This is a genomic window from Microbulbifer maximicatervae (SeqCode) (assembly GCF_052468095.1).
In genome coordinates this window covers 3,478,607-3,499,760 of sequence record NZ_CP174332.1, presented here as the reverse complement: position 1 = coordinate 3,499,760, position 21,154 = coordinate 3,478,607, and the positions used below count along the sequence as shown (strand labels likewise).

The window sequence follows — 21,154 nt, the reverse complement described above, 5'->3', positions numbered from 1 at the left end:
TACCGGGCCGCAAGGCCCGGTTTTTTTTGGCTAGACTTTCGTAGCCACTCTTCGAAACCGTTGATGTCTAGCGGTGAGTGCGTGTTTTATCTCTCCAATAATCAGTGAAAAGTGAACATAGTGGAAGTGTTTAAACGACTATGGAAAATGTCAATGCTATTTGCTCTGGCATTTTGGGCTCTCCTTGCTGAAGCTGACCTCTTTGGTTCGTCTCCCACAGCTGAAGTAATTAGTCCAAGTAAAATGGATGTCGAAGTGAATGATTCACTTAGGCAGTTATCGTTTAGTGAGTATGAAAGGGGAATTAAACGAAATGAACTTAATATCCTTGAAGTCGTGCATCAAGCGGTGGGTTGGCACCCCCTAATTGCAGAAGCAATAGGTAGTCTTTACCAGCAGAGGCAGGGAGTCCGTTCCGCAAGATCAGGATATTTCCCGCAGTTGAGTGCTGGTGTTGTGGCTGGACATGATTCTGAATATAAGCGTGAAGGTGATGGTCACGCATTTCAGATGAATGTTTCACAGATGGTTTACGACTTTGGCAAAGTATCCAGTAGCGTTTCTGTTGCCCAAGCAGGGGTGCAAAGATCGCAAGCTGAAGTTCTCCAATCTATTGATGAAGTTGCAAGGAGAACTGCAAAAGCTGCAATTGAAGTTCAACGTTACCAGTCACTTCTAATTACTTCTGATGCACAAGTTCAAGGTGTATCTGCTATTGCCAGACTTGTGCAAATTCGAAAAGAACGAGGGGTGAGTTCTCGCTCAGATGTTTTACAAGCTCAGTCTAGAGTAGATGCTGCGCAGGCCTCCAAGCAACAGGTTGAAGCCCTGTTGCGTCGATGGCGTAGCACGCTACAAAAATTAACAGGTTTTCAGTCCCCTTTTCGGGTTGCTATGTATATTCCGGAAGATGTCGCCCAAGCTTGTGACGTTGAATCGTTTAATCTGTCCTCTGTTCCAGAGGTTCTGGTTGCCGAAGCAGATAGAGCTGAGGCAGAAGCGAAACTAAAGTTGGCAAAAGCAAACACTTGGCCGACATTCACTTTGGACGGTAATGTAAATCAATATTTGGATCAAAACTATGTAGATGCCAACGCCCTCAATGAAAATGAAAAAGCCATCTTCCTAAATGTTTCCATGCCTATATACCAAGGCGGAAAAATAGCTGCTGGTCGAGAAGGCGCTAATTATGCTTTACAGTCAGCGGATGCTGCTCGGGATTCAGCTCAGCTGTCAGCAACCCAAAAGTATCGGGAGGCACAAGAGGAGGCAGAAGGGTTAATGCGAAGTTTGGGGGCGCTTAGTGCCAGGGAAAGTGCAATTGCAGAAACAAGGGATCTCTATAAGCAGCAATACTCCACCTTGGGAACAAGAACTTTAATTGATTTGCTCAATTCAGAGCAGGAATTACACCTTGCCCGCCTGGAAAAAAATAATACGATTTTTGATTTACATTTATTAAAAATTGACTGCTTACATAGTCGTGGCGGTATGCGTGAAGCCTTCGAGCTAGAAGGTATTCAAATTCAGGGCGTGGAGGTGTTGCCTTGAATAATAACCAAATTGAAAGTACTAATGATGGTGAAGGTTCATCTTTAGATACCTCTAATATGGCATCTGACTTTGATCCATGGTGTGAGGCAATTATTGCCATTGCACGATATTATCGTATCGACTGTTCGGCCGAGAGAGTGCGAATAGCGGGAAATTGGGGGGGCTGTGATTCGGTAGAAGGTGTTATTCGTCAGATGTCGCGGCAAGCAGGCCTAACGGTTAAATTTTGCCCATTCACAGAGTCTGCGATTAATTCTTGGAGATTGCCTGTTGTAGCACAAACGATAGATGGACAGTTGATTGTCATCGATTCTGTATCCAAGCAAGAGCAACTGAGTGTTACCTACTGTGGCGATAAAGGCCTAAAAACGAGTGTGCCTCTGTGTGAGTTGAAGAGTCAAATTTTAAGTTTGGCAATATTCCGGCCTAGGCGTACAGCGACTGATTCTAGAATTGATGAGTATATTAAGCCCCACGATAAACATTGGTTTCGACGTATTATATTACGGGACTTAAAACCCTACTTTCATGTGATGATTGCTACTACAATCGCTAATTCATTGGCGTTAGCAGGCATCATTTTTTCCAAGCAAGTCTATGATCGAGTAATCCCCGCCGAGTCATTGCCAACACTTTATGTCCTTTTTAGTGGTGTTGTAGTTGCCATTGTTTTTGACTTCATTATGAGAACCATGCGGGTCAGGGTAACTGATCTGTTGGGAAAACGTGCGGATATTCGTATGTCAGATTTAGTCTTTGGCCATGCTATTCGGGTCAAAGATCAGGCAAGGCCAAAGTCTACAGGGACCTTTATTTCACAAATTAGAGATCTTGAAAGAATAAGAGAGTTGTTTACATCCTCGACAATACTGGCACTCGCGGACCTTCCATTTTTTATACTTTTTCTGTTTGTTATGTGGTGGATTGCAGGAAGCCTGGCATTAATTCCTTTGGTAGCAGTCTTCCTACTGATAATTCCTGGTTTGCTACTTCAGCCAAAATTGGCAACTCTCTCCAAAGAATCAATCAGAGAGGGTGCTCTGCGCAATGCCATGCTAATTGAGACAGTGCAGGGACTTGAAGATATAAAAGCCATGCAGGCAGAGCAGAGATTTCAAGGGCAGTGGAATCACTTCAATGCCATTACCGCCGAATCCAGTCTTAAATTGCGGTATTTGGTAGGGCTGTTACTGAGTTGGACTCACAATGTTCAATCATCGGTTTTTGCTGTTGTTGTTCTTTTTGGGGCGCCGATGGTAATGGAAGGGGGTATGACGACCGGTGCTTTGGTAGCGGCCTCGATTCTGGGCTCCAGAATGATGGCGCCAATGGCAAATATAACCCAAGTTCTTAGTCGGTGGCAGCAGGCTAGGTTTGCGATGCAGGGTATTGATCAAATTATGCAGCTGCCGGTTGATAATCCTGAAAATGAAAAAAAAGTACAAAAATCAGTTATCCAGGGCAATTATCACTTTCAGCAAACGGTATATAACTACGGAGATAGTGCTGCTGAACCGGCACTGATTATTTCCGACCTAAAAATACATCAAGGTGAGCGAATTGCGATCCTGGGCAGAAATGGGTCAGGGAAGTCAACCTTTTTACATGCTTTATCGGGATACATTGAGCCTGCCAGGGGGCAGTTGCGGCTTGATGATGTGAGCCTTGCCCACATAGATCCTGCTGATGTCAGGCGTGATGTTTCCCTGCTTAGTCAGAAAACAGGCCTTTTCCATGGCACTATTTATGAAAACCTGGTGCTAGGCGCCCCGTATGCCAGTGATGAGGAAATTATGTGGGCGCTTGATATGACAGGCGCCAAGGCTTTTGTTAACAAGCTTCCAAAAGGGTTGGGGTGCTTGATCCAGGAAGGAGGGTTTGGACTCTCTGGAGGACAAAAGCAATCTCTACTTCTAGCCCGCCTGCTTCTACGCCAACCAAATGTTCTTTTGTTAGATGAGCCAACGTCAGCCCTGGATGAAGCTACTGAGAAGCGGTTTATTCATGCTCTTTCACAGTGGAGTGCTGAGCGGACAGTTGTAGTCGCTACTCATAGAACAAGTATTCTAAATTTTGTGGATCGCGTAATAGTTTTAGATAGCGGCAGAGTTGCTTTAGATGAGCCCAAAGATAAGGCGATTTCCATATTGTCACGACAAAAAGGCAAAGATACCCAACAGGGTGAGAAGGTTTCATAGACAAATTTTGGCGAGGTAGCCATGTCAAACGCAGATGGTCACGATTTGCTATCACACCCTCGGCGAGAACCAAAACGCGTTGCCCTCCTAGATATAGACTCTCAAAATGACGAAAAGCAGTATGGCGATGATGTTGATGATGCATCTCTGGTTCGTTCTGGAAGAATTGTTTGGGTATTTTTCCTACTTCTTGCAGCGTCAGTGACTTGGTCATATCTCGCCAAAGTGGATGAAGTGTCATCGGGTAGTGGAAAAGTAGTGCCAACTTCACGTTCACAAATTATTCAGTCTTTGGAGGGGGGCATACTTGCTGACTTAAAAGTATCTGAAGGAGACATTGTCGAGAAAGGGGAGGTGTTAGCACAACTGGATCCGACAAAGCTTCGCTCAAATGTAGATGAAATTTCAGCAAGATATAGAGCTGCACTTGCTAGCGTTTCCCGTTTAAATGCCGAAGTAAATGGAACACCAATAAAATTCCCGGAAGAACTTACAGAATTCACCGAACTTATTGCCACAGAAAAGAAGTTATTTGACATAAGACAGCGAGGTCTGGCGGAATCCCTTCGTGGTTCAAAAGAAACATTAGAGTTGGTTAACAAGGAACTAACTATAACAACTTCTTTACTTGATTCTGGGGCGGCTAGTAGTGTCGATGTGTTGCGTCTGCAACGGCAGAAGTCAGAGCTGGAAACCAAAATTCTGGAAATCAAGTCCGATTATATGGTCAAGGCTCGAGAAGAGCTTGCCAATGTCAGAGCAGAAGTTGAGTCACTTTCTTCAGTAAAAGAAGGGCGGTCTGACTCTTTGACCCGGTTGACTCATCGATCTCCTGTGAGGGGAATCGTTAAGGCTATTGAAGTTACGACAATAGGCGGAGTTGTGCCACCCAATGGAAAATTAATGGAGATAGTCCCTCTGGACGATCAGCTCTTAATTGAGGCAAAAATATCTCCTAGAGATGTGGCGTTTATTCGTCCTGGACAGGCTGCCAAGGTAAAAATAACAGCTTATGAGTATGCAGTGTATGGAGGCTTAGATGGTGAGGTTACGACTATATCTCCAGATACAATACAAGATGAATTTACACCAGGAGAGTATTATTATCGGGTTTTTATCCTAACTGAAAAAGATTCCTTGATAAATAAAGTTGGAAAGAAATTCCCAATTGTGCCTGGGATGATTGCTACGGTGGATATCAAAACAGGATCAAAAACCATCTTTGATTATCTGTTAAAGCCGATTAACAGAGCAAGTGAAGCTTTGCGAGAGAGATAGCGGTGGGAATTGATGCTTGGTAGCAAAATCGCGTTTTCGGTGTTTTGTATTTTTCTCGGCCTTTTTGGTCTTTGGCGCGGTGCAGTAGCTGATAGCAAGAAGGTTACCTTGTCCGCAGAAGTTACTATAGAAAATCACTCTGAACGTGATGTCATAGGGTATATTCACAGATTGTCGATGCCAGTTGAAACTGGATTGCAGCAGTCATTAAAAGAGATAAGATACGAATACCCTGAAAATTTAGTTATCAAGGATCATAAGAAGGGAGATTCCAAGTATTTAGAAGTAAGGCTAGACATACCTGCAGGAAAGGTCGTTAAGCGAAAATTTCATTTTGACCTTTTGTTGAGTTCTTATGATTATGCCAAGATTTCTCGAGGTCGTGAGCCTTATCCGGCTAAAAAATATCTTCAGCCAGCAAAGTATATTGAATCAGATGCTTTGGCAATAAAAAAATTATCCTTGGAAATTCAGAATACGTTTTCTGATGAAGAGGGGCGATTGCGAGCTGCATTTCTCTTACCCCAAGCTGTTATCGAATATAAAATCCAACCGACAAAAGGCGCACTTGCGGCACTCGAGTCAAGAAAGGGCGATTGTACAGAGTATGCAGCTCTTTTTGTTGCTTTGGCCCGTTCAATGGGCTATCCAGCAAGGGTCACTTCTGAGTTTCTTTTTACCAAAAGAAAGCAATTTAAACAACCCAATCATCATGCTGCTGAAGTCTACATGAATGGACGCTGGATGCCGGTAGATCCTAATTTGGCTCAGGAGTCTCGATTTGGATATGGGTTTGGTCGAGGACAGCTTAGTAAAATTACTCTTACCCGCGATTTTACTTGGGTGTGGTCTAATTTGTGGCCTAAAGAATTCAAGGGAAATGTAGACCAAACAAAGGTCGCCATTGAGTGGAGCTTACAATAGCGACTACTTGTTCTGATATATTTTGTAGACTGAATTTTATTCTGTTTCCAAAGTCTGCCCGGTTTTTTGGAGTTTATCTAGCAGTGCAGGAATAGAGCCAAAATCTGAATCCCGCCTTGAGCCTTTTAAAAGGATAAGGTCTGAATCCTGACAAAAGTCTGTTAGATAACTTACCAAGGCGGGAGCTTCGGAAAAGTGAGGGCCTAATAATTCATCAGGCAGCACCTTGCGAAGATACTCCATCTCCTCGCCATGGGTTATTACCCAATTTACCTTGCTTTGAATAAGGGGGCCAGCAAGGCTCTCATGAAGCTCCTTGGCTTTTTCGCCTAAATGAACGATTCGGCCTAGAACGGCAATCTTTCTTCCTTTATCTTGAGTCTCAGTTTGTGCAAATACGGAAAAAGCATTAAGCATTGAGCTGACAGTAGCATTCCAACTATCATCGATCAGACTAATGGATTTTCCATGTACTTTTATACGGGTGCGCTGTAGGTGGCTGTCATCTAACTGTAGTTCTTGTAGTTTTAATGCCGCTGCATCGATATCTCTGCCCAAGGCATAGACTGCGCAAATGGAGGCGACAGCATTGTGTAGCATACCGATACTTGGAGCAGGAACGCGAAGTTCTAATTCCCGCTTAGGAAATTTCAGTTGGACCCAGCTACCAGATTCATCGGTACGTACTCCCAGAATACGAACTTCAGCATTAGGACTTTCCCCAAAGATGATGATTCGCTTTGCATGTTTCTTGGCTTTCTTCAATACATAGTCAAAGCACTTTAGATGCTCTCCAGCAATAGCGATAGCGGAGCCAGTAAGACCATCATAAATTCGTGACTTCCAACGAGCAGTATCTTCGACACATTTTACGTGGTGACTAGTTTGAGACATTCCAATTTCGGTTATTAAGGCAATAGTGGGTTTTACTTGATGTGTAATAGGGCCACGTTTCATCCATAGGGCACTTTGAGCAACTTCTATAACTGCGACTTCATGATCTTGATTCAGGCTAGCCATCATTGATGGCGCACCTACGCGAGAGTTATAGTTCCCCATACTGGAAAGTATTTTTTCTCTTGTTCCCAGCATTTGGGTAATCATCTTGAGTGTTGTTGACTTTCCCGCAGTGCCAGTAATCGCTATTACATCACCAGTAAATCGCTCCCTTGCCGCTAAACCTAACTCGACAATAACTTTGATTGGGTCTTTTACCTGGAGTACAGGGAGATCTTTTGGAAGTCCAGCAACGGGTTTGGATACAATTACTCCGGCAATTTGATCGGCAAAAGAAGGGAGCTTCTGGTGGAAATCCCAAAATTTAGTTGGCTTCTTTGAGCTTTGTTCATGGTAAGCTCGATCAAGGTTAGTGTGTGCAACGAATAGAATAGGGTCAAGAGACTCCTCTATAAAGCTACTCCCTGAGATTACGCTTCGGACAAACCATCCCTTTGGGGGAGGGACCAACCATCTGCCACCTGCAATTGTATTAATTTGTTCTTCGTTCCAAGTTTGACCTGGATGATGTTGATAAACAACCGGTGGGAACTCGGTCATATAACTTGGGACTCTGGGACGAGTGGAGGGCTTCTTCCCCAGTAGATTCAGTTGAGTAATCATTCCCCCCACGAGTATGGGTTTAATTTGGGTGGTGTTTGAAATTAGGCCTACGGCTAAATGTAAATGTACAGGTTGAAGTTCATTCTTGGCTGGTGCTCTTATTCCATACAGGTCTCGGTAGATTACCCCCGGCTGCCATTTTGTGGTGGGTACCTGCCAATCACAGGGATCATGGTCCATCGATTTTCCCCAATAAGGCATAGATGTTTCCTTAATGGGGATAGCTCGAAAGTCCAGGCGAAAATCTTCCTGTACTTTCTCGTCAGTAGTCCAGAAGGATTCTACCCACAGCATCTGGCGAGTTTTTATTTCACGGGGATAAAACCTGACACCTAATAATTTAAGCGGTCCGCATTCAAGCGGAGGGATCTGCGCATCCAGGGGTACTTGATCTACTGTCCAGTTTGGACTCAATGGACGCTGCTGCTTAATCGGGTCCCGTTTGTAATGGGTTTTAAAGAGATGTGGTAATTTACGGTATTGTCTATCCGGAGGCGAAAGCAAGATGGTTCCGCTACCATCTGAATTCGGTACTAGGTTTGTTCCCAGAGCTGAACAGAATTTGGAAAATCGTTGGGTAAGCTCTTTTGCGCTATCTCCACTCAACTGCTTGCTAAAGCCAAATCCGACACCTACAGGTACAAAGACAACCTTTTCTACTCCTTTTTCACTTAAGTAAAGCCGAAAGACTCCACTATCTGCCAAGCTTCGCCGAACTGCATCAAATAATAGATCCCCGGCGTCATGGATGATTGGCCGATTCTTATAGACTTCAATACCTTGTAGGTTATGCGCACTGGTACCCAGAATACCATCTGCCCCTGCATCGATAATGGCATGACCAATAGCGATTTCGTCTTCGCTGGGTTCGGGTTCTCTATTGCCTCCCCAGTGAACAGCGACAAGTACTATATGAGCTTTCTCTCGCGCGGCCTCAATTCGAGGCTTCAAATTGTCGAACCAGAGACTGGGCATGGTTAGTGGCAAGTGTGCACATCCGGGAGTATTTGGACCTGCTGCAAATCGGGGTTGTGTAGCATCAAGAGAAAAAATGGCTACATTAAGTCGACCTGCCGGGCGATATACTGGGGCCAGAGCTTCTTCGATATTGATGCCTGAGCCTGTGTGCCCGATACCGGTTTCGTTGAGCCAATACTGCTGTTCCATTAACGCAGCAGTGCCATAGTCTCCACTGTGATTATTTGCAGTGACAACAACATCAATACCGGCTTCCATTAATACCGAAAGCATTTCGGGCCGGGCTCGGTAATAGTATGGGGACGATTCGCCTTTACTGATCCCTTGCTCACCCTCAGTTCCGACGACACACTCTAAGTTAACGACGCTTATATCTGCGTTTTTTAGGGCAATGACTGTGCCGAGTACTTTTTCGGTGCCAAATTGGGCCGTACGGTAATGCTGCCTCCGGGCTAAGTTAACATCTCCTCCCCAAGCGAGCACTGGTAGTGACTTGTGGGAGCCGGCAGTTGGCTCGACGGTCATTTCTTGGTATGCCTCCTCAATATCCTCGGGTGCATTTTTGGGCGTAAGCAGGTACTTTCGATAAGCGACAAAACCAGATAGATAGTGCTCGACATCATCAATACGGATTCTGAAGGCATGGTGCCGGATAAAGAAGCTTCCCAATATACGTTTGGGATTCTTGAAATACATGGCGAATTCAGGCCAGAAATACCCATTTAGAAGGTACATCGCACGCTTATGTAGTGCTCTGTAAAAGTGTTTTAGGTCTACCTGGTCAAGTAAATATTGGAACTCGGGCTCTTTGCCCAAGCGAGTTACCATCTTTTCAGCTGCCATCATCAATTCAAGCAGAGTAGGGAATGTGGTTATCCTATTCTCCACAAAATCCAAATAGCTGGCGAAGTTTCGAATACCGAACTGGTAGTACTTCTCTTCGGGGCGATAAAGGGTTAGTTCATTAACGCAGTAGCTTAACCAATGATCGTGAGCACGCCAGTGATTGGCTTGAATGAAATAATCAAATGCCTTTTCAACCAAATTTAGCCAGCGTGAATCTTTAGTAAAGCCATAAAGCCGCATCAAACCAAAGGCAGCTTCACCGTCGTAATAGATGACCCTATGTTTATCTTTAACTTGAAGATCTGGATATTCAAGAACATGGGAGAACTGCCCGGTGATTGAGTCCTGCATATACTCTATCCCAAGTGCTAATTGCTCCATCAGTTTGGAATACTTGTCGGTTTTCGTTGCCTCAGAGTACTTTACCAGGGCTAACAGTGATACTGCGTTGCCCCCTAGTTTTATTTCATTATTTGCCTCTACCAAAAAAGCTCCCTCAGCACCTGAGGGGAGGGTGGCGGTTTGAATTAGCTCTGTTGTAAGGTGTTCCAGTGATCGATGTATGGAGTTCATTAGAGCTTTGTCGCCAGTAACCTCCCAGGCTTCAATCATCGAATAAGTACTACTGGCATGTCGTAAGTTGTTATAGGTGTCGATCTTCCGGTCGAAACAGGCGTGCCAACCATAGTGGAAGGAGCCATTCTTTTTGACTTGAGAGCTTAAGTAGTTACTGCTGTTTCTAATCAAATTAGAGACAGTATTAGTATCTAATTTTTCTATGACACGTCGGCCGGCATCTAAACCGGGTCCGTAGAGGCAAACGGGCTGACGCTTGGATTCACAGAAAACTCCCTGAGTTGAAAGCAGAAGCACAGTCTTTTCTTCTGAAAAATCCAGCTCGGTATTTATACCGAATCTTTGCTTAGCGTAGGCAAGAAAATTGTTCTCATTAATAATGACATGATCAATCTGATTTCCGCCATAGAGCATGGCATTAGCATTTAGCTCTTGCTCCAGGAATGCTATTTCGCAGTCCATATCAAGTGCGAGGCCATAGCGGAAATACGACCTCTTGGTGTCTTTAAGGATTTCTTCCAAGCCTGCAAATGTCATTGTGCTTTTTTGGGTGACCCAATCGACACGTAACCAACAGGGTTCCATCTTGTGCGACTTTGCTGCCCTTTGGATTGTCTTTGCTAAGGCTTGCCAGGCTTCCGAAATATCCGCCGCCGTTTTATGCTTCACGATGGCGCGATGCTTGGCATCACTAATTGAAAAAAACAAGGTATAGGGGGGGCGTTGCTTACCCAGTGCCTGCTCAACCTGAGCACGCACTTGAACGAGCATGTTGGATAGGGACATGTCGCGACTTATCTCTCTATTAAAAAAGCGTGGCAGTATTTTTTCTGCTGGTCGGCTCGGGTGCTTTTCCTGAACGAGTATAGACGGGGGGGAAGATTCTGCTTTTAGTGGTTTGTACTGGGGTGGTGGTGTGGCAAATATTTTTTTGTTTTATCTGTCAATTTGGGTTTTCAAAACAAATCTTGTCGGATAGTATTGGGTAACCGTATTCAGAATGATTGTTGTGCAACTCGCTCAGATTATTCTCTATTAACCTGTAATTAACAGTGTGGGTTAATACCAAGGTTTAGCCGTAGGGCAGGAGCATTTTCTGCCAAGAAGGAAACCCGGGATCTTATCATCTCGGGTTTTTTTGTCGGTAAATATAGGTTGTTTGTCTCAAATTCATCTTGCTTACTGAAACTCTTCTTTGTCTGCCTCTTAATTTTCTGAGGTAGGCTGCTTGCCCTCCCCAGAAAGATGGGCACCTTGGCCGAATAGTGAGAGAACCTTCCGGGTTTGTATTTGTACCAATGTCTTTCGGGCACTCGCCGAGTGGCCTTAGCGCCATTCTTTTATCTGGAACCCGTCAACTTAAACCATACAGGACAGGTGCCTCTATCGAATTGTTGGCAGTGAATCTATTGGAGTAGTAACCATGAATGGGAAGTGGTGGAGAAGCTTGAGGAGCTTCCCTCCGTTAGTTTGGATTATTTTAATTGGCAGTTTTTTTAGCCGTGGAACTTATTTTATGGTCTGGCCTTTCCTGGCCATCCTTCTATTTGAAAAGTTTCACCTCGGTGCGGCTGAAATTGGTTTGATCTTGAGTGCATCTGCCGTTGGTGCTGCTGTATTGGGCTTCTTTACCGGTGCACTATCGGATCGCTATGGGCGTCGCAATATGCTATTGCTTGGCTGTATTGTGAGTATTTTTTCCTTTGCTTTGTTGGCTGTGACGCAAACCTTGGCAGGATTTATCTGTGCGATGACCCTGTGTGCTATCGGTCGCGCGGTGTGGGAACCGCCGGCGAGTGCGCTGATAGGCGATTTAATTGACGATCAAGCCAGCCGTGAATTGGCGCTGCAATTCCGCTACTTCCTGATTAATGTGGGGGCCGCGCTGGGGCCCATTGTGGGTGTCTGGGCCGGTTTGAGTGCGCAGCAATCCACTTTTGGGCTCACCTCTCTCAGCTACCTACTCTTAGCCCTGGCCTTTGTTTGGGGTTTTGCTAGAACCGAGAGCGGGCGTTTAGCGAGTAAGCAAAAGGGTGCGGGTGTATCACTGGGAAATACGCTTTCGGTATTGCGCCGTGATCAGGTATTTCTGGTGGTGATTATTGCGAATATTTTAACGCTGTTTATCTATGCGCATATGGATTCAAGCTTGGTGCAATACCTCACCCGCGCTGAAGCGCCGGGATTGGTAGAGCTGATATCCAGCATGATCTTTGTTAATGCGTCGACGATAGTATTACTGCAGTTTCCCATTATGAAGTTAATGGGGCCGCTGGCCATTAACACTCGTATTGTGATTGGGTTGGGTATTTTGTCGATCTCCCAGATTTGGTATGCCCTAAATCCGGTAGATTGGTTTTGGGGTTGGCTCGGAGCGACTTTTATTTTGAGTCTGGCTGAGGCAATTTTGTTTCCAACCATGAGCATTCAAATTGACCGGCTGGCACCATCCCATTTACGCGGTACCTATTTTGGGGCCTCTTCCTTTTATGCCATTGGCTGGTCGATGGCGCCATTAATTGGTGGAGTGATTATTCAATGGTGGAGTGGCCCGGCCTTATACGGCTTGTTAGTGGCGTTATGTGGAGTTGTGTTCGTGCTCTATCGCCTTACCGAGTATCTGTCTCGCCCTGAGTGGCCTGAGCCTGAGGGAACGGTAGTCGCGGATCGAGTCGCCAATGTCTCCTAGCACGGGATACAGAATTTAAGGGCAAAAAAATACCCCCGCCAACTCTGGTCAACGGGGGTATTTTATTTTGTGATCGCCGGGAAATTAGATCTCGGCAGCGAGACGTGAGCCCTGGTCGATAGCGCGCTTGGCATCGAGTTCTGCGGCTTCATCAGCGCCACCAATCAGATGGGTGGTTACGCCGCGTTCTTGCAGAGCTTCGTATAGCTTGCGTGCAGGCTCCTGACCGGCGCAGACAATAATATTGTCGACTTCCAGTACCTTTTCCTCTTCACCAACGCGGATATGCAGGCCTTTATCGTCAATTTTGTCGTAAAGGGCACCGGCAATCATCTCTACCTTGCGATGCTGCAAGCTTCCGCGATGAATCCAGCCGGTGGTTTTACCCAGGCCTGCACCCACTTTGGTGGTTTTGCGTTGCAACAAATATACCTGGCGCGGAGAGCTTACTGCTTCGCGTGGCTTCAGGCCGGAGCGATTCTCCAGGGCAATATCGACACCCCATTCATTGAAGAACTCTTCCTTATCGCTGGCGACCACTTCATCTTCTGTGGAGTGGGGCCCATCGTGGGTTAGGTACTCCGCTACATCAAAGCCGATACCGCCGGCTCCGATAATGGCAACCTTCTCGCCAACCGGCTTTTTGTGCTTCAGTACATCCAGGTAACCCAGGACTTTATCGCTCTCAATGCCGGGGATCGGTGGAGTGCGCGGCTCGATACCGGTAGCAATAATCACTTCATCAAAAGATTGCAGATCTTCCGCTGTGGCGATGGTATTAAGTTTTACTTCAACACCGGTGACTTCCAGGCGGCGCTTAAAGTAGCGCAGGGTTTCCTGGAATTCTGCCTTGCCGGGGATCTGCTTGGCGATATTGAACTGGCCACCAATCTTATCGCTGCCTTCGAACAGGGTTACTTCGTGTCCACGCTCTGCGGCAACGGTAGATGCGGCCATGCCCGCAGGGCCGGCGCCGATTACAGCTACCTTTTTCACGTTGTCGGTAGGCAGGTAGTTCAATTCGGTTTCGTGACAAGCGCGGGGGTTTACCAGGCAGGAGGTCAGTTTCAGCTGGAAAGTGTGGTCCAGACACGCTTGGTTACAGCCAATGCAAGTGTTGATCTCGTCGGCGCGGCCTTCGGCGGCTTTGTTGACGAACTCAGAGTCTGCCAGGAAGGGGCGTGCCATGGAAATCATGTCAGCCTGGCCGGAGGACAGAACTTCTTCGGCGACTTCCGGCACATTGATACGGTTACTGGCGACTACCGGGATAGACAGGTGCTTTTTCACCTTGGCGGTGATATCGGTAAATGCCGCGCGGGGAACACTGGTGGCAATAGTGGGAACGCGCGCTTCGTGCCAGCCGATGCCGGTATTGATAATTGTGGCGCCAGCTTTTTCGATAGCCTGGCCCAGAGCCACTACTTCATCGAAGTCACTGCCATCTTCTACCAGGTCCAACATGGACAGGCGGTAAATAATAATAAAGTTCTCACCGACGGCTTCCCGTACGCGGCGCACAACTTCGATCGGCAGGCGGATACGGTTTTCGAAGGAGCCGCCCCATTCATCGGTACGCTTGTTGGTGCGTTTCACGATGAACTGGTTAATAAAGTAACCCTCGGAGCCCATGATCTCCACACCGTCATAGCCGGCTTCGCGAGCCAGGGTGGCGCAGCGTACATAGTCATCGATCTGGCCTTCGATTTCCTCGCTGGTCAATTCGCGCGGGGTGAAGGGGTTGATCGGCGCCTGGATGGGAGAGGGTGCGATCAGGTTTTCGTTGTAGGCGTAGCGGCCGGTGTGCAGGATCTGCATACAGATCTTGCCGCCCTCAGCGTGAACAGCATCGGTGACTTCGCGGTGCTGCTGGGCTTCTTCCGAAGTGGTCATCTTCGAAGCGCCCTGGAATACGCCACTCTCTTCGTTCGGGGCAATACCACCGGTTACAATCAGGCCAACGCCACCGCGGGCACGTTCGGCAAAAAAGGCCGCCAAACGGGTGAAGCCATTGGGGTGTTCTTCCAGGTTGGTGTGCATGGAGCCCATCAGCACCCGGTTTTTCAGGGTGGTGAAGCCCAGGTCCAGGGGGGCAAGCATATTAGGGTAGGCTTGGGACATGGCAAATTTCTCTTCTTGTAACCTTTAGGGTTCATTTATGTATATGCAAAAAAGTGCATATCGTTGCCCAGCAGGATAACAAGACGGCCCACTGAGAAACAGTGACTTAACCGGTCGAATTCAGTGATCAATTACGGGCCTTATCTAACCTTGATGCGTCCCATTCTCATCTATAAATAAAGTGTTTTTTAAGGGTTCCCTGTCTCGACGTATACAGAGGCTCATTTACTCCTCTACCAAGCTTACCAACTTGTTTCGCAGCCATTGATTGGCTGGGTCGTCGTGTTGATTTTTATGCCACAGCAGGTGCCAGTCCATTTGCGGTATTTGAAACGGAAGCTCAAACAATCGGGCTGAGTACTGTCGCGCCAGGCTGGCGGGGACTGTCAGTGCCAGGTCGGTTCTCAATACCACTAACGGTGCGACCCGGTAGTGCTGGACCCTCAATTTCACATTGCGACGGCGCCCTAACTTGTTCAGGGCAATATCTTCCAGGCCAGGACCACTGCGACGGCTGGAGACATGGATATGTTCCAGCTTGAGGTACTGTTCCAGGGTAAGGCTGGCGGAATCCGCCAAGGGGTGATCCTGGCGCAACATACACAGGTAGCGATCGTTCATCAGTCGCTGTTGTTTTATCTGTGGGGAAGTGGGTACGGGAACATCTAGGGCAAAGTCCAGGGTGTTGGCGGCCAGTTCCTTGACCAGCTGCTCCCTTGGGACCTGGAAAGACTCGACAGTGATACCTGGGGCCTCCTGCTCCAGCACTTCCAGCAGTCTAGGTAAAAGGAAAGTCTCCGCCATATCGTTCATGGAGAGCCGCAAGGTTTTTCTGGCTTCCTGTGGCACAAAATGACGCTGCTCGCTAAGGCTTGCCCCCAGTAGAGAAAGAGCTTCCTGGACCTTCGGCATAATGCCCTCAGTCAGTGGCGTCGGTGCCATACCGGTGGGGCTGCGAGTGAATAGTGGGTCGTCTAACGTACGGCGAAGTCGCGCGAGAGCATTACTGACAGCCGGCTGGGTGATATGCAGTTGCTCAGCGGCACGAGTCAGGTTTCGGGTTGTGTATATCGCCTCCAGCACGGGAAAGAGGTTCATGTCGATTCGCTGTAATTGCATTGCTGCCACCGTCATCACTCTCATGAATGATTCAATATTCGCATAATAAACTTTGATGATTCAAATGCTGGAGATAGGGTTGGGGAGATCAAAAGGGGAGGGAAATAGGTGGCTGAATTTATTCTGGTACGTCACGGACAGGCTTCATTTGGGGCCGATGACTATGACAATCTCTCCGATACCGGCTGGCAACAGTCGCGCTGGCTGGGTGAATACTGGCGGGATAAGGGTATTCGTTTCGACCGGTTGCTGTGTGGCAACCTAACCCGGCACCGGCAAACTTTGGACGGCATTTGCGAGGGGCTGGAACTCCCCGGTGAAAATACCCGCAGTGTACTCCCCCAGCTTAATGAATTTGATTTTCTAGCGGTTGCCAAGCATTACAGCGAGCTATACCCGGATCGGGCACCGGGAGCAGGTGCCAGTCGCGCCGATTTTTATCGATTCCTGAAGAAGGGGATGCTGGCTTGGGCCGCCGGTGAGATCAGTCCACCGGAAACCTGGTCGCATTTTGAAGCCAGAATCGCAGATGCACTTAAAAACATTTGCGATAGCCCCAAAGGCAGCCGAACCCTGGTTGTTAGTTCGGGCGGTGCCATTGCCATGATGTTGACGCAAATATTGGGCGGCTCAATTTCCACCGTCGCCAATCTCAATATGCAAATCCAAAACACAGCCGTTAGCCGTTTATTTTTCAGTGCAGAAAATATCAGTCTGCACAGTTTCAATCATGTGCCGCACCTGGATCGGGATGGGCGTCACGAATATATCACTTACAGTTGATTGGGCAGGTAACGATGGAATTTGAATACTCAGACAAGGTAAAAGGACTGCTGGAACGCCTGCAAAATTTTATGCAGGAGTATATCTATCCCGCCGAAGCGATATTTATGCAGCAGTTGCAGGAGGATCGCTGGGGAGAGCCGGCGATTTTGGCAGAATTAAAGATTAAAGCCCGGGAAGCGGAACTCTGGAATCTGTTTTTACCGGATTCCCGTTACGGTGCCGGGCTCAATAACCTGGAGTATGCACCCCTGGCTGAGGAAATGGGGAAAGTACTTTTTGCATCGGAGGTATTTAACTGTAATGCCCCGGATACCGGCAATATGGAAGTTTTGGCTCAATACGGTTCTGAGGCCCAGCGGGAACAATGGTTAACCCCGCTTTTGGATGGAAAAATTCGCTCTGCCTTTGCTATGACCGAACCCCGGGTTGCCTCCTCCGATGCCACTAATATCGAAACGTCGATTACCCGCGATGGCGACAGTTACGTTATTAACGGCCACAAGTTTTATATCAGTGGCCTGATGAATAAACGCTGTAAAGTGATGATCGTGATGGGTAAGACCGACCCGGAAAATCCCAATCGTCACCAGCAGCAGTCGCAAATCCTGGTACCCACCGATACGCCTGGAGTCAAAATAGTTCGCCCGATGACGGTATTCGGTTATGACGATGCACCGGAAGGGCATGCAGAGGTGATTTTTGAAAATGTCCGGGTGCCTGCCAGCCATTTAATTCTTGGAGAGGGGCGCGGTTTTGAAATTGCACAGGGACGCTTGGGGCCGGGCAGAATACACCACTGTATGCGGTTAATTGGCCAGGCTCAAAGAGCGCTGGAGATGATGTCGGCACGCGCGGAGCAGCGCATAGTTTTTGGTCGCCCGATGAGCAAGCAGGGATCGGTGCGTGAAGATATTGCCAAATCCGCCTGCGAAATCGAGCAGGCGCGCCTGCTGACTCTGAAGGCCGCTGCGCAAATGGATCGGTTGGGTAATAAGGCGGCCAAAGATTTAATCGCGATGATAAAAATTGTCGCGCCACAGATGGCTTGTAAGGTGATAGATCGCGCCATACAGATTCACGGCGCCGCAGGATTGGGGCAGGATTACAGTCTCGCCCATCACTATGCCTATGCTCGGACCATCCGTCTGGCGGATGGCCCCGATCAAGTTCATATGATGCAGTTGGGCAGAAACCTGGCAGCTCACTATGCCGCCGCAGAAAATCATGGAGGACTCAGTGACTGAGACGGTAAACAATTTGCGCAGCTCTGTGGAAGAGCTGCCTGTTGAGCGACTGCAAGAATATTTGTCCGGCAAAGTCGACGGTTTCAATGGGCCTGTAACGGTCACCAAATTTCCCGGTGGCCAGTCTAACCCCACTTTTAAGTTGCAAACCTCGGCGCGATCTTATGTTTTGCGACGCCAGCCTCCAGGCAAGTTATTGAAATCTGCCCATGCCGTAGATCGGGAGTACCGGGTAATGTCGGCACTCGCCGATACTAAAGTGCCGGTGCCCAGGGTATTGCACCTCTGTGAGGACCGGGACCTGATCGGTTCTATGTTTTATTTAATGGAATATTGTGAGGGCCGGATATTCTGGAATGCGGCACTGCCGGAAGTTGACGCCGAGCAGCGTAGCGCTATGTACGATGAAATGAATCGTGTACTGGCGGCCATGCACAGTTTGGATATTAATGCCGTAGGCCTTTCGGATTACGGCCGACCAGGTAATTACTTCCAGCGGCAGCTGGACCGCTGGAGCACTCAATATCGAGCCTCTGAGCTGGAGCCCATTGCGGCAATGGATGAGTTGATGGCCTGGTTGGGTGACGTTTTACCGGATGATGATGGGCGTATCGCGTTGGTGCACGGTGATTACCGGCTCGATAATATGATTTTCCATCCTCAGGAGCCCAAGGTCATAGCGCTTTTGGATTGGGAACTTTCCACACTGGGACATCCCTATGCCGACCTCGCTTACCAGTGTATGCAAATGCGAATGCCCGCTGGCAAAGACAAAATGTCCGGCCTATTAGGCTTGGATATAAAGGCCTTGGGCATCCCCTCCGAAAAAGAGTATGTGGCCAAATACTGCCAGCGAATGGGTATTGATGGGATTGATAATTGGCCGTTTTATTTGGCATTTAGCTTCTTCCGCCTGGCAGCGATTGTTCAGGGGGTGGTGAAGCGTGCAAAAGACGGCAATGCCTCCAATAAAAATGCTGCAAAACTGGGAGCCCTGGTAGAACCCCTCGCACAAGCTGCATTGGATATCGCTGCTAACGGTTAACTTGTTAAATTATAAGGATAAGAAATGGCAAAGAATATTTTTGATCTCACGGGAAAAATTGCCCTGGTGACGGGTGCCAGTCGAGGTATTGGTGAGGCCATCGCAAAACTTTTGGCTGAGCAGGGTGCCCATGTTTTGGTTTCCAGCAGAAAAATTGAAGGGTGTCAGGCCGTAGCCGATGCAATTGTAGATGCCGGTGGCTGTGCCGATGCGATCCCCTGTCATATCGGCAATATGGATAATATCCAGCAGGTTATTGGCGATATTCGCGAGCGATTTGGTCGCTTGGATATTTTGGTCAACAATGCGGCAACCAACCCTTATTTTGGTCATATTCTGGATACTGATCTAGCGGCCTTCGAAAAGACGGTAGAGGTCAATATACGCGGTTATTTCTTTATGTCGGTAGAAGCCGGCAAATTGATGCGAGAGCAGGGTGGTGGCGTTATTGTAAATACCGCCTCAGTGAATGCCTTGCAACCGGGTGTAGGGCAGGGTATTTATTCAATTACCAAGGCGGCGGTGGTCAATATGACCAAAGCGTTTGCCAAGGAGTGTGCGCAATTTAATATCCGGGTGAATGCTCTACTACCAGGGCTTACAAAAACCAAATTCGCCGGGGCATTGTTTTCCCACGAGGATATTTATAAAACTGCGGTTGGCCATATTCCCATGCACCGTCATGCGGAGCCGGAAGAGATGGCGGGTACAGTTTTGTATTTGGTCTCCGATGCTTCCAGTTATACGACTGGAGAATGTGTCGTTGTGGATGGTGGTTTGACTTCTTGTGGGGGGATTTAACCATGCATGATCCAATTCTCGATTTTAGCGATAAAGTCGCACTGATTACCGGCGCTGCCAGTGGATTTGGAAAATTATTGGCCGAGGAACTTGGTTCTCGGGGCGCTCGTTTGGTATTGGGAGATATCAATGAAGAGGCCTTGATGCAGTTGGCGGACAAACTGGGAAGCCAAAATATTGCTGTGCGCGCCCAGCGCTGTGATGTTTCCCAAGAGTCTGATTGCGCTGCTCTGGCGCAACTGGCCCAGTCAGAGTTTGGACAGCTGGATATCGCTGTTAACAATGCCGGAATCGCGCCTCCGATGATGTCTCTCAAGCAGACAGATGAGGCCATGATGGACCTTCAGTACAACGTTAACCTAAAGGGTGTTTTCCTGGGGCTTAAACACCAGTTGCCCCTGTTGAAGATGACCGGCGGGGCTGTTCTGAATGTTTCTTCTATGGCGGGGCTGGGCGGTGCTCCCAAGATTGCCTCTTACGCCGCGGCAAAACATGGTGTGATCGGCCTGACCAAAACGGCAGCGATGGAAAACGCCAAGTACGGTATCCGTGTAAACGCGATTTGCCCCTTCTATTGTCTGACCCCGATGGTTACCGATATTGCAACTGAAGATGCCAGCCCTGAACAAGTTCAAGCGTTTCTCGCTGAGGGATGCCCGATGAAACGCCTGGGCAAGCCGGAAGAAGTCGTAGCGGCCATGTTGATGCTGGTTTCCCCAAAAATGACTTACATTACCGGGCAGGCATTAGCGGTAGATGGCGGCCTCTCGGCCTATTGAGGTTGGGAGTCGCTGAGAAAGCGAATAGAGAATCGAAAAGGAGCCTTCGATGCCTGTAGAAATTTCACCTGATAGCCTCGGCTATTACATTGGTTTTGAAACAGAGCCCACAGACTGGTTTGAAGTTGACCAGCAGAGAGTTGATAGCTTTGCTGAGTGCACCTTGGATCGACAGTTCATTCATGTAGACCCAGAGGCCGCTGCGAAAACGCCTTTTGGGGGAACGGTTGCCCATGGTTTTCTCTCATTGTCACTGCTGCCTTATTTTGTAGGGGCTCTACAGATAACGGTTACAGGTGCTTATATGGGGGTGAATTATGGTTTGGATAAAGTCCGCTTTATCAACCCGGTAAAGACCGGTAGCCGGGTGCGCGTCTTCGGGAAAATACTGGATATTACGGAGAAAAAAGATTCCCAGTATCAAATTAAACTGATGGTAACTATGGAAATAGAGGGCGAGGCGAAGCCAGCTTTAGTTGCAGAGTGGATTTTCCTACAGATTACCTAGTGGGGTCAGTATAAGGCCGGATCACCATTTTTCTAAGTCGCAGTGGAAAGTGGTGGTTTCGATCTGTTTGAGAGTTTTTTAAGGCGAG

14 protein-coding genes are annotated in these 21,154 nt (G+C 47.8%); 11 read left to right on the top strand and 3 right to left on the bottom strand.

What is annotated here, in order from left to right; all coding sequences use genetic code 11:
- Positions 1–120 precede the first annotated feature (120 nt).
- From ACJJIL_RS15305 to ACJJIL_RS15290, 4 genes are read left to right on the top strand one after another with little or no spacing between them, the layout of a single operon-like run.
- Complete coding sequence (locus ACJJIL_RS15305) at positions 121–1,551, top strand: TolC family outer membrane protein (protein ID WP_445360106.1); 1,431 nt, start codon at positions 121–123, stop codon at positions 1,549–1,551.
- On the top strand, positions 1,548–3,752 hold the full coding sequence (locus tag ACJJIL_RS15300) for a type I secretion system permease/ATPase (RefSeq protein WP_444915913.1): 2,205 nt from the start codon (positions 1,548–1,550) through the stop codon (positions 3,750–3,752). Before ACJJIL_RS15305 ends, ACJJIL_RS15300 begins: the two co-directional genes overlap by 4 nt.
- Before the next feature lie 21 nt (positions 3,753–3,773).
- Positions 3,774–5,030, top strand: a complete 1,257-nt coding sequence (locus tag ACJJIL_RS15295) for an HlyD family type I secretion periplasmic adaptor subunit (RefSeq protein WP_445360105.1) — start codon at positions 3,774–3,776, stop codon at positions 5,028–5,030.
- Between the two features lie 12 nt (positions 5,031–5,042).
- Entirely contained in the window at positions 5,043–5,954 is a 912-nt protein-coding gene (locus ACJJIL_RS15290) for a transglutaminase-like domain-containing protein (RefSeq protein ID WP_444916500.1), read from the top strand.
- Between the two features lie 36 nt (positions 5,955–5,990).
- On the opposite strand, the gene ACJJIL_RS15285 is transcribed toward ACJJIL_RS15290, so the two are convergent.
- Positions 5,991–10,760, bottom strand: a complete 4,770-nt coding sequence (locus ACJJIL_RS15285) for a CapA family protein (protein WP_445360104.1) — start codon at positions 10,758–10,760, stop codon at positions 5,991–5,993.
- A 637-nt stretch (positions 10,761–11,397) separates the two neighbouring features.
- On the opposite strand from ACJJIL_RS15285, the gene ACJJIL_RS15280 reads away from it, so the two are divergent.
- Entirely contained in the window at positions 11,398–12,663 is a 1,266-nt protein-coding gene (locus ACJJIL_RS15280) for an MFS transporter (protein WP_445360103.1), read from the top strand.
- An 84-nt stretch (positions 12,664–12,747) separates the two neighbouring features.
- Here ACJJIL_RS15280 and ACJJIL_RS15275 read toward each other — a convergent pair whose 3' ends face one another.
- Positions 12,748–14,784: an oxidoreductase gene (locus ACJJIL_RS15275; protein WP_413664906.1), complete on the bottom strand. Its 2,037-nt coding sequence runs from the start codon at positions 14,782–14,784 to the stop codon at positions 12,748–12,750.
- Between the two features lie 225 nt (positions 14,785–15,009).
- Entirely contained in the window at positions 15,010–15,903 is an 894-nt protein-coding gene (locus ACJJIL_RS15270) for a LysR family transcriptional regulator (protein ID WP_413664907.1), read from the bottom strand.
- A gap of 108 nt (positions 15,904–16,011) precedes the next feature.
- On the opposite strand from ACJJIL_RS15270, the gene ACJJIL_RS15265 reads away from it, so the two are divergent.
- Genes ACJJIL_RS15265 through ACJJIL_RS15240 form a run of 6 tightly spaced genes read left to right on the top strand, consistent with a single transcriptional unit; the run spans position 16,012 to position 21,066 of the window.
- On the top strand, positions 16,012–16,686 hold the full coding sequence (locus ACJJIL_RS15265; protein ID WP_282931830.1) for a histidine phosphatase family protein: 675 nt from the start codon (positions 16,012–16,014) through the stop codon (positions 16,684–16,686).
- Positions 16,687–16,700: 14 nt separating this feature from the next.
- On the top strand, positions 16,701–17,933 hold the full coding sequence (locus ACJJIL_RS15260) for an acyl-CoA dehydrogenase family protein (RefSeq protein ID WP_413664908.1): 1,233 nt from the start codon (positions 16,701–16,703) through the stop codon (positions 17,931–17,933).
- The gene (locus ACJJIL_RS15255; RefSeq protein ID WP_413664909.1) at positions 17,926–18,978 is read left to right on the top strand and encodes a phosphotransferase; all 1,053 of its coding nucleotides are present in this window, start codon (positions 17,926–17,928) and stop codon (positions 18,976–18,978) included. The genes ACJJIL_RS15260 and ACJJIL_RS15255 overlap by 8 nt, the downstream gene beginning before the upstream one ends.
- Before the next feature lie 24 nt (positions 18,979–19,002).
- Positions 19,003–19,779 carry an SDR family oxidoreductase gene (locus ACJJIL_RS15250; RefSeq protein ID WP_108732333.1) on the top strand — a complete coding sequence of 259 codons (777 nt, stop codon included), beginning with the start codon at positions 19,003–19,005 and terminating at the stop codon, positions 19,777–19,779.
- Between the two features lie 2 nt (positions 19,780–19,781).
- Positions 19,782–20,558, top strand: a complete 777-nt coding sequence (locus ACJJIL_RS15245) for an SDR family NAD(P)-dependent oxidoreductase (protein ID WP_444898124.1) — start codon at positions 19,782–19,784, stop codon at positions 20,556–20,558.
- A gap of 49 nt (positions 20,559–20,607) precedes the next feature.
- A complete protein-coding gene (locus ACJJIL_RS15240; RefSeq protein WP_445360102.1) occupies positions 20,608–21,066 on the top strand; it encodes a MaoC family dehydratase in 459 nt (152 codons plus the stop codon).
- Positions 21,067–21,154 lie beyond the last annotated feature (88 nt).

What these genes read in the sequence shown, in the direction of transcription:
- ACJJIL_RS15275 (WP_413664906.1), bottom strand. Translation starts at nt 14,784, where the DNA reads ATGTCCCAAGCCTACCCTAATATGCTTGCCCCCCTGGACCTGGGCTTC.
- ACJJIL_RS15245 (WP_444898124.1), top strand. Translation starts at nt 19,782, where the DNA reads ATGCATGATCCAATTCTCGATTTTAGCGATAAAGTCGCACTGATTACC.
- ACJJIL_RS15260 (WP_413664908.1), top strand. Translation starts at nt 16,701, where the DNA reads ATGGAATTTGAATACTCAGACAAGGTAAAAGGACTGCTGGAACGCCTG.
- ACJJIL_RS15295 (WP_445360105.1), top strand. Translation starts at nt 3,774, where the DNA reads ATGTCAAACGCAGATGGTCACGATTTGCTATCACACCCTCGGCGAGAA.
- ACJJIL_RS15290 (WP_444916500.1), top strand. Translation starts at nt 5,043, where the DNA reads ATGCTTGGTAGCAAAATCGCGTTTTCGGTGTTTTGTATTTTTCTCGGC.
- ACJJIL_RS15270 (WP_413664907.1), bottom strand. Translation starts at nt 15,903, where the DNA reads ATGCAATTACAGCGAATCGACATGAACCTCTTTCCCGTGCTGGAGGCG.
- ACJJIL_RS15250 (WP_108732333.1), top strand. Translation starts at nt 19,003, where the DNA reads ATGGCAAAGAATATTTTTGATCTCACGGGAAAAATTGCCCTGGTGACG.
- ACJJIL_RS15285 (WP_445360104.1), bottom strand. Translation starts at nt 10,760, where the DNA reads ATGTCCCTATCCAACATGCTCGTTCAAGTGCGTGCTCAGGTTGAGCAG.
- ACJJIL_RS15280 (WP_445360103.1), top strand. Translation starts at nt 11,398, where the DNA reads ATGAATGGGAAGTGGTGGAGAAGCTTGAGGAGCTTCCCTCCGTTAGTT.
- ACJJIL_RS15240 (WP_445360102.1), top strand. Translation starts at nt 20,608, where the DNA reads ATGCCTGTAGAAATTTCACCTGATAGCCTCGGCTATTACATTGGTTTT.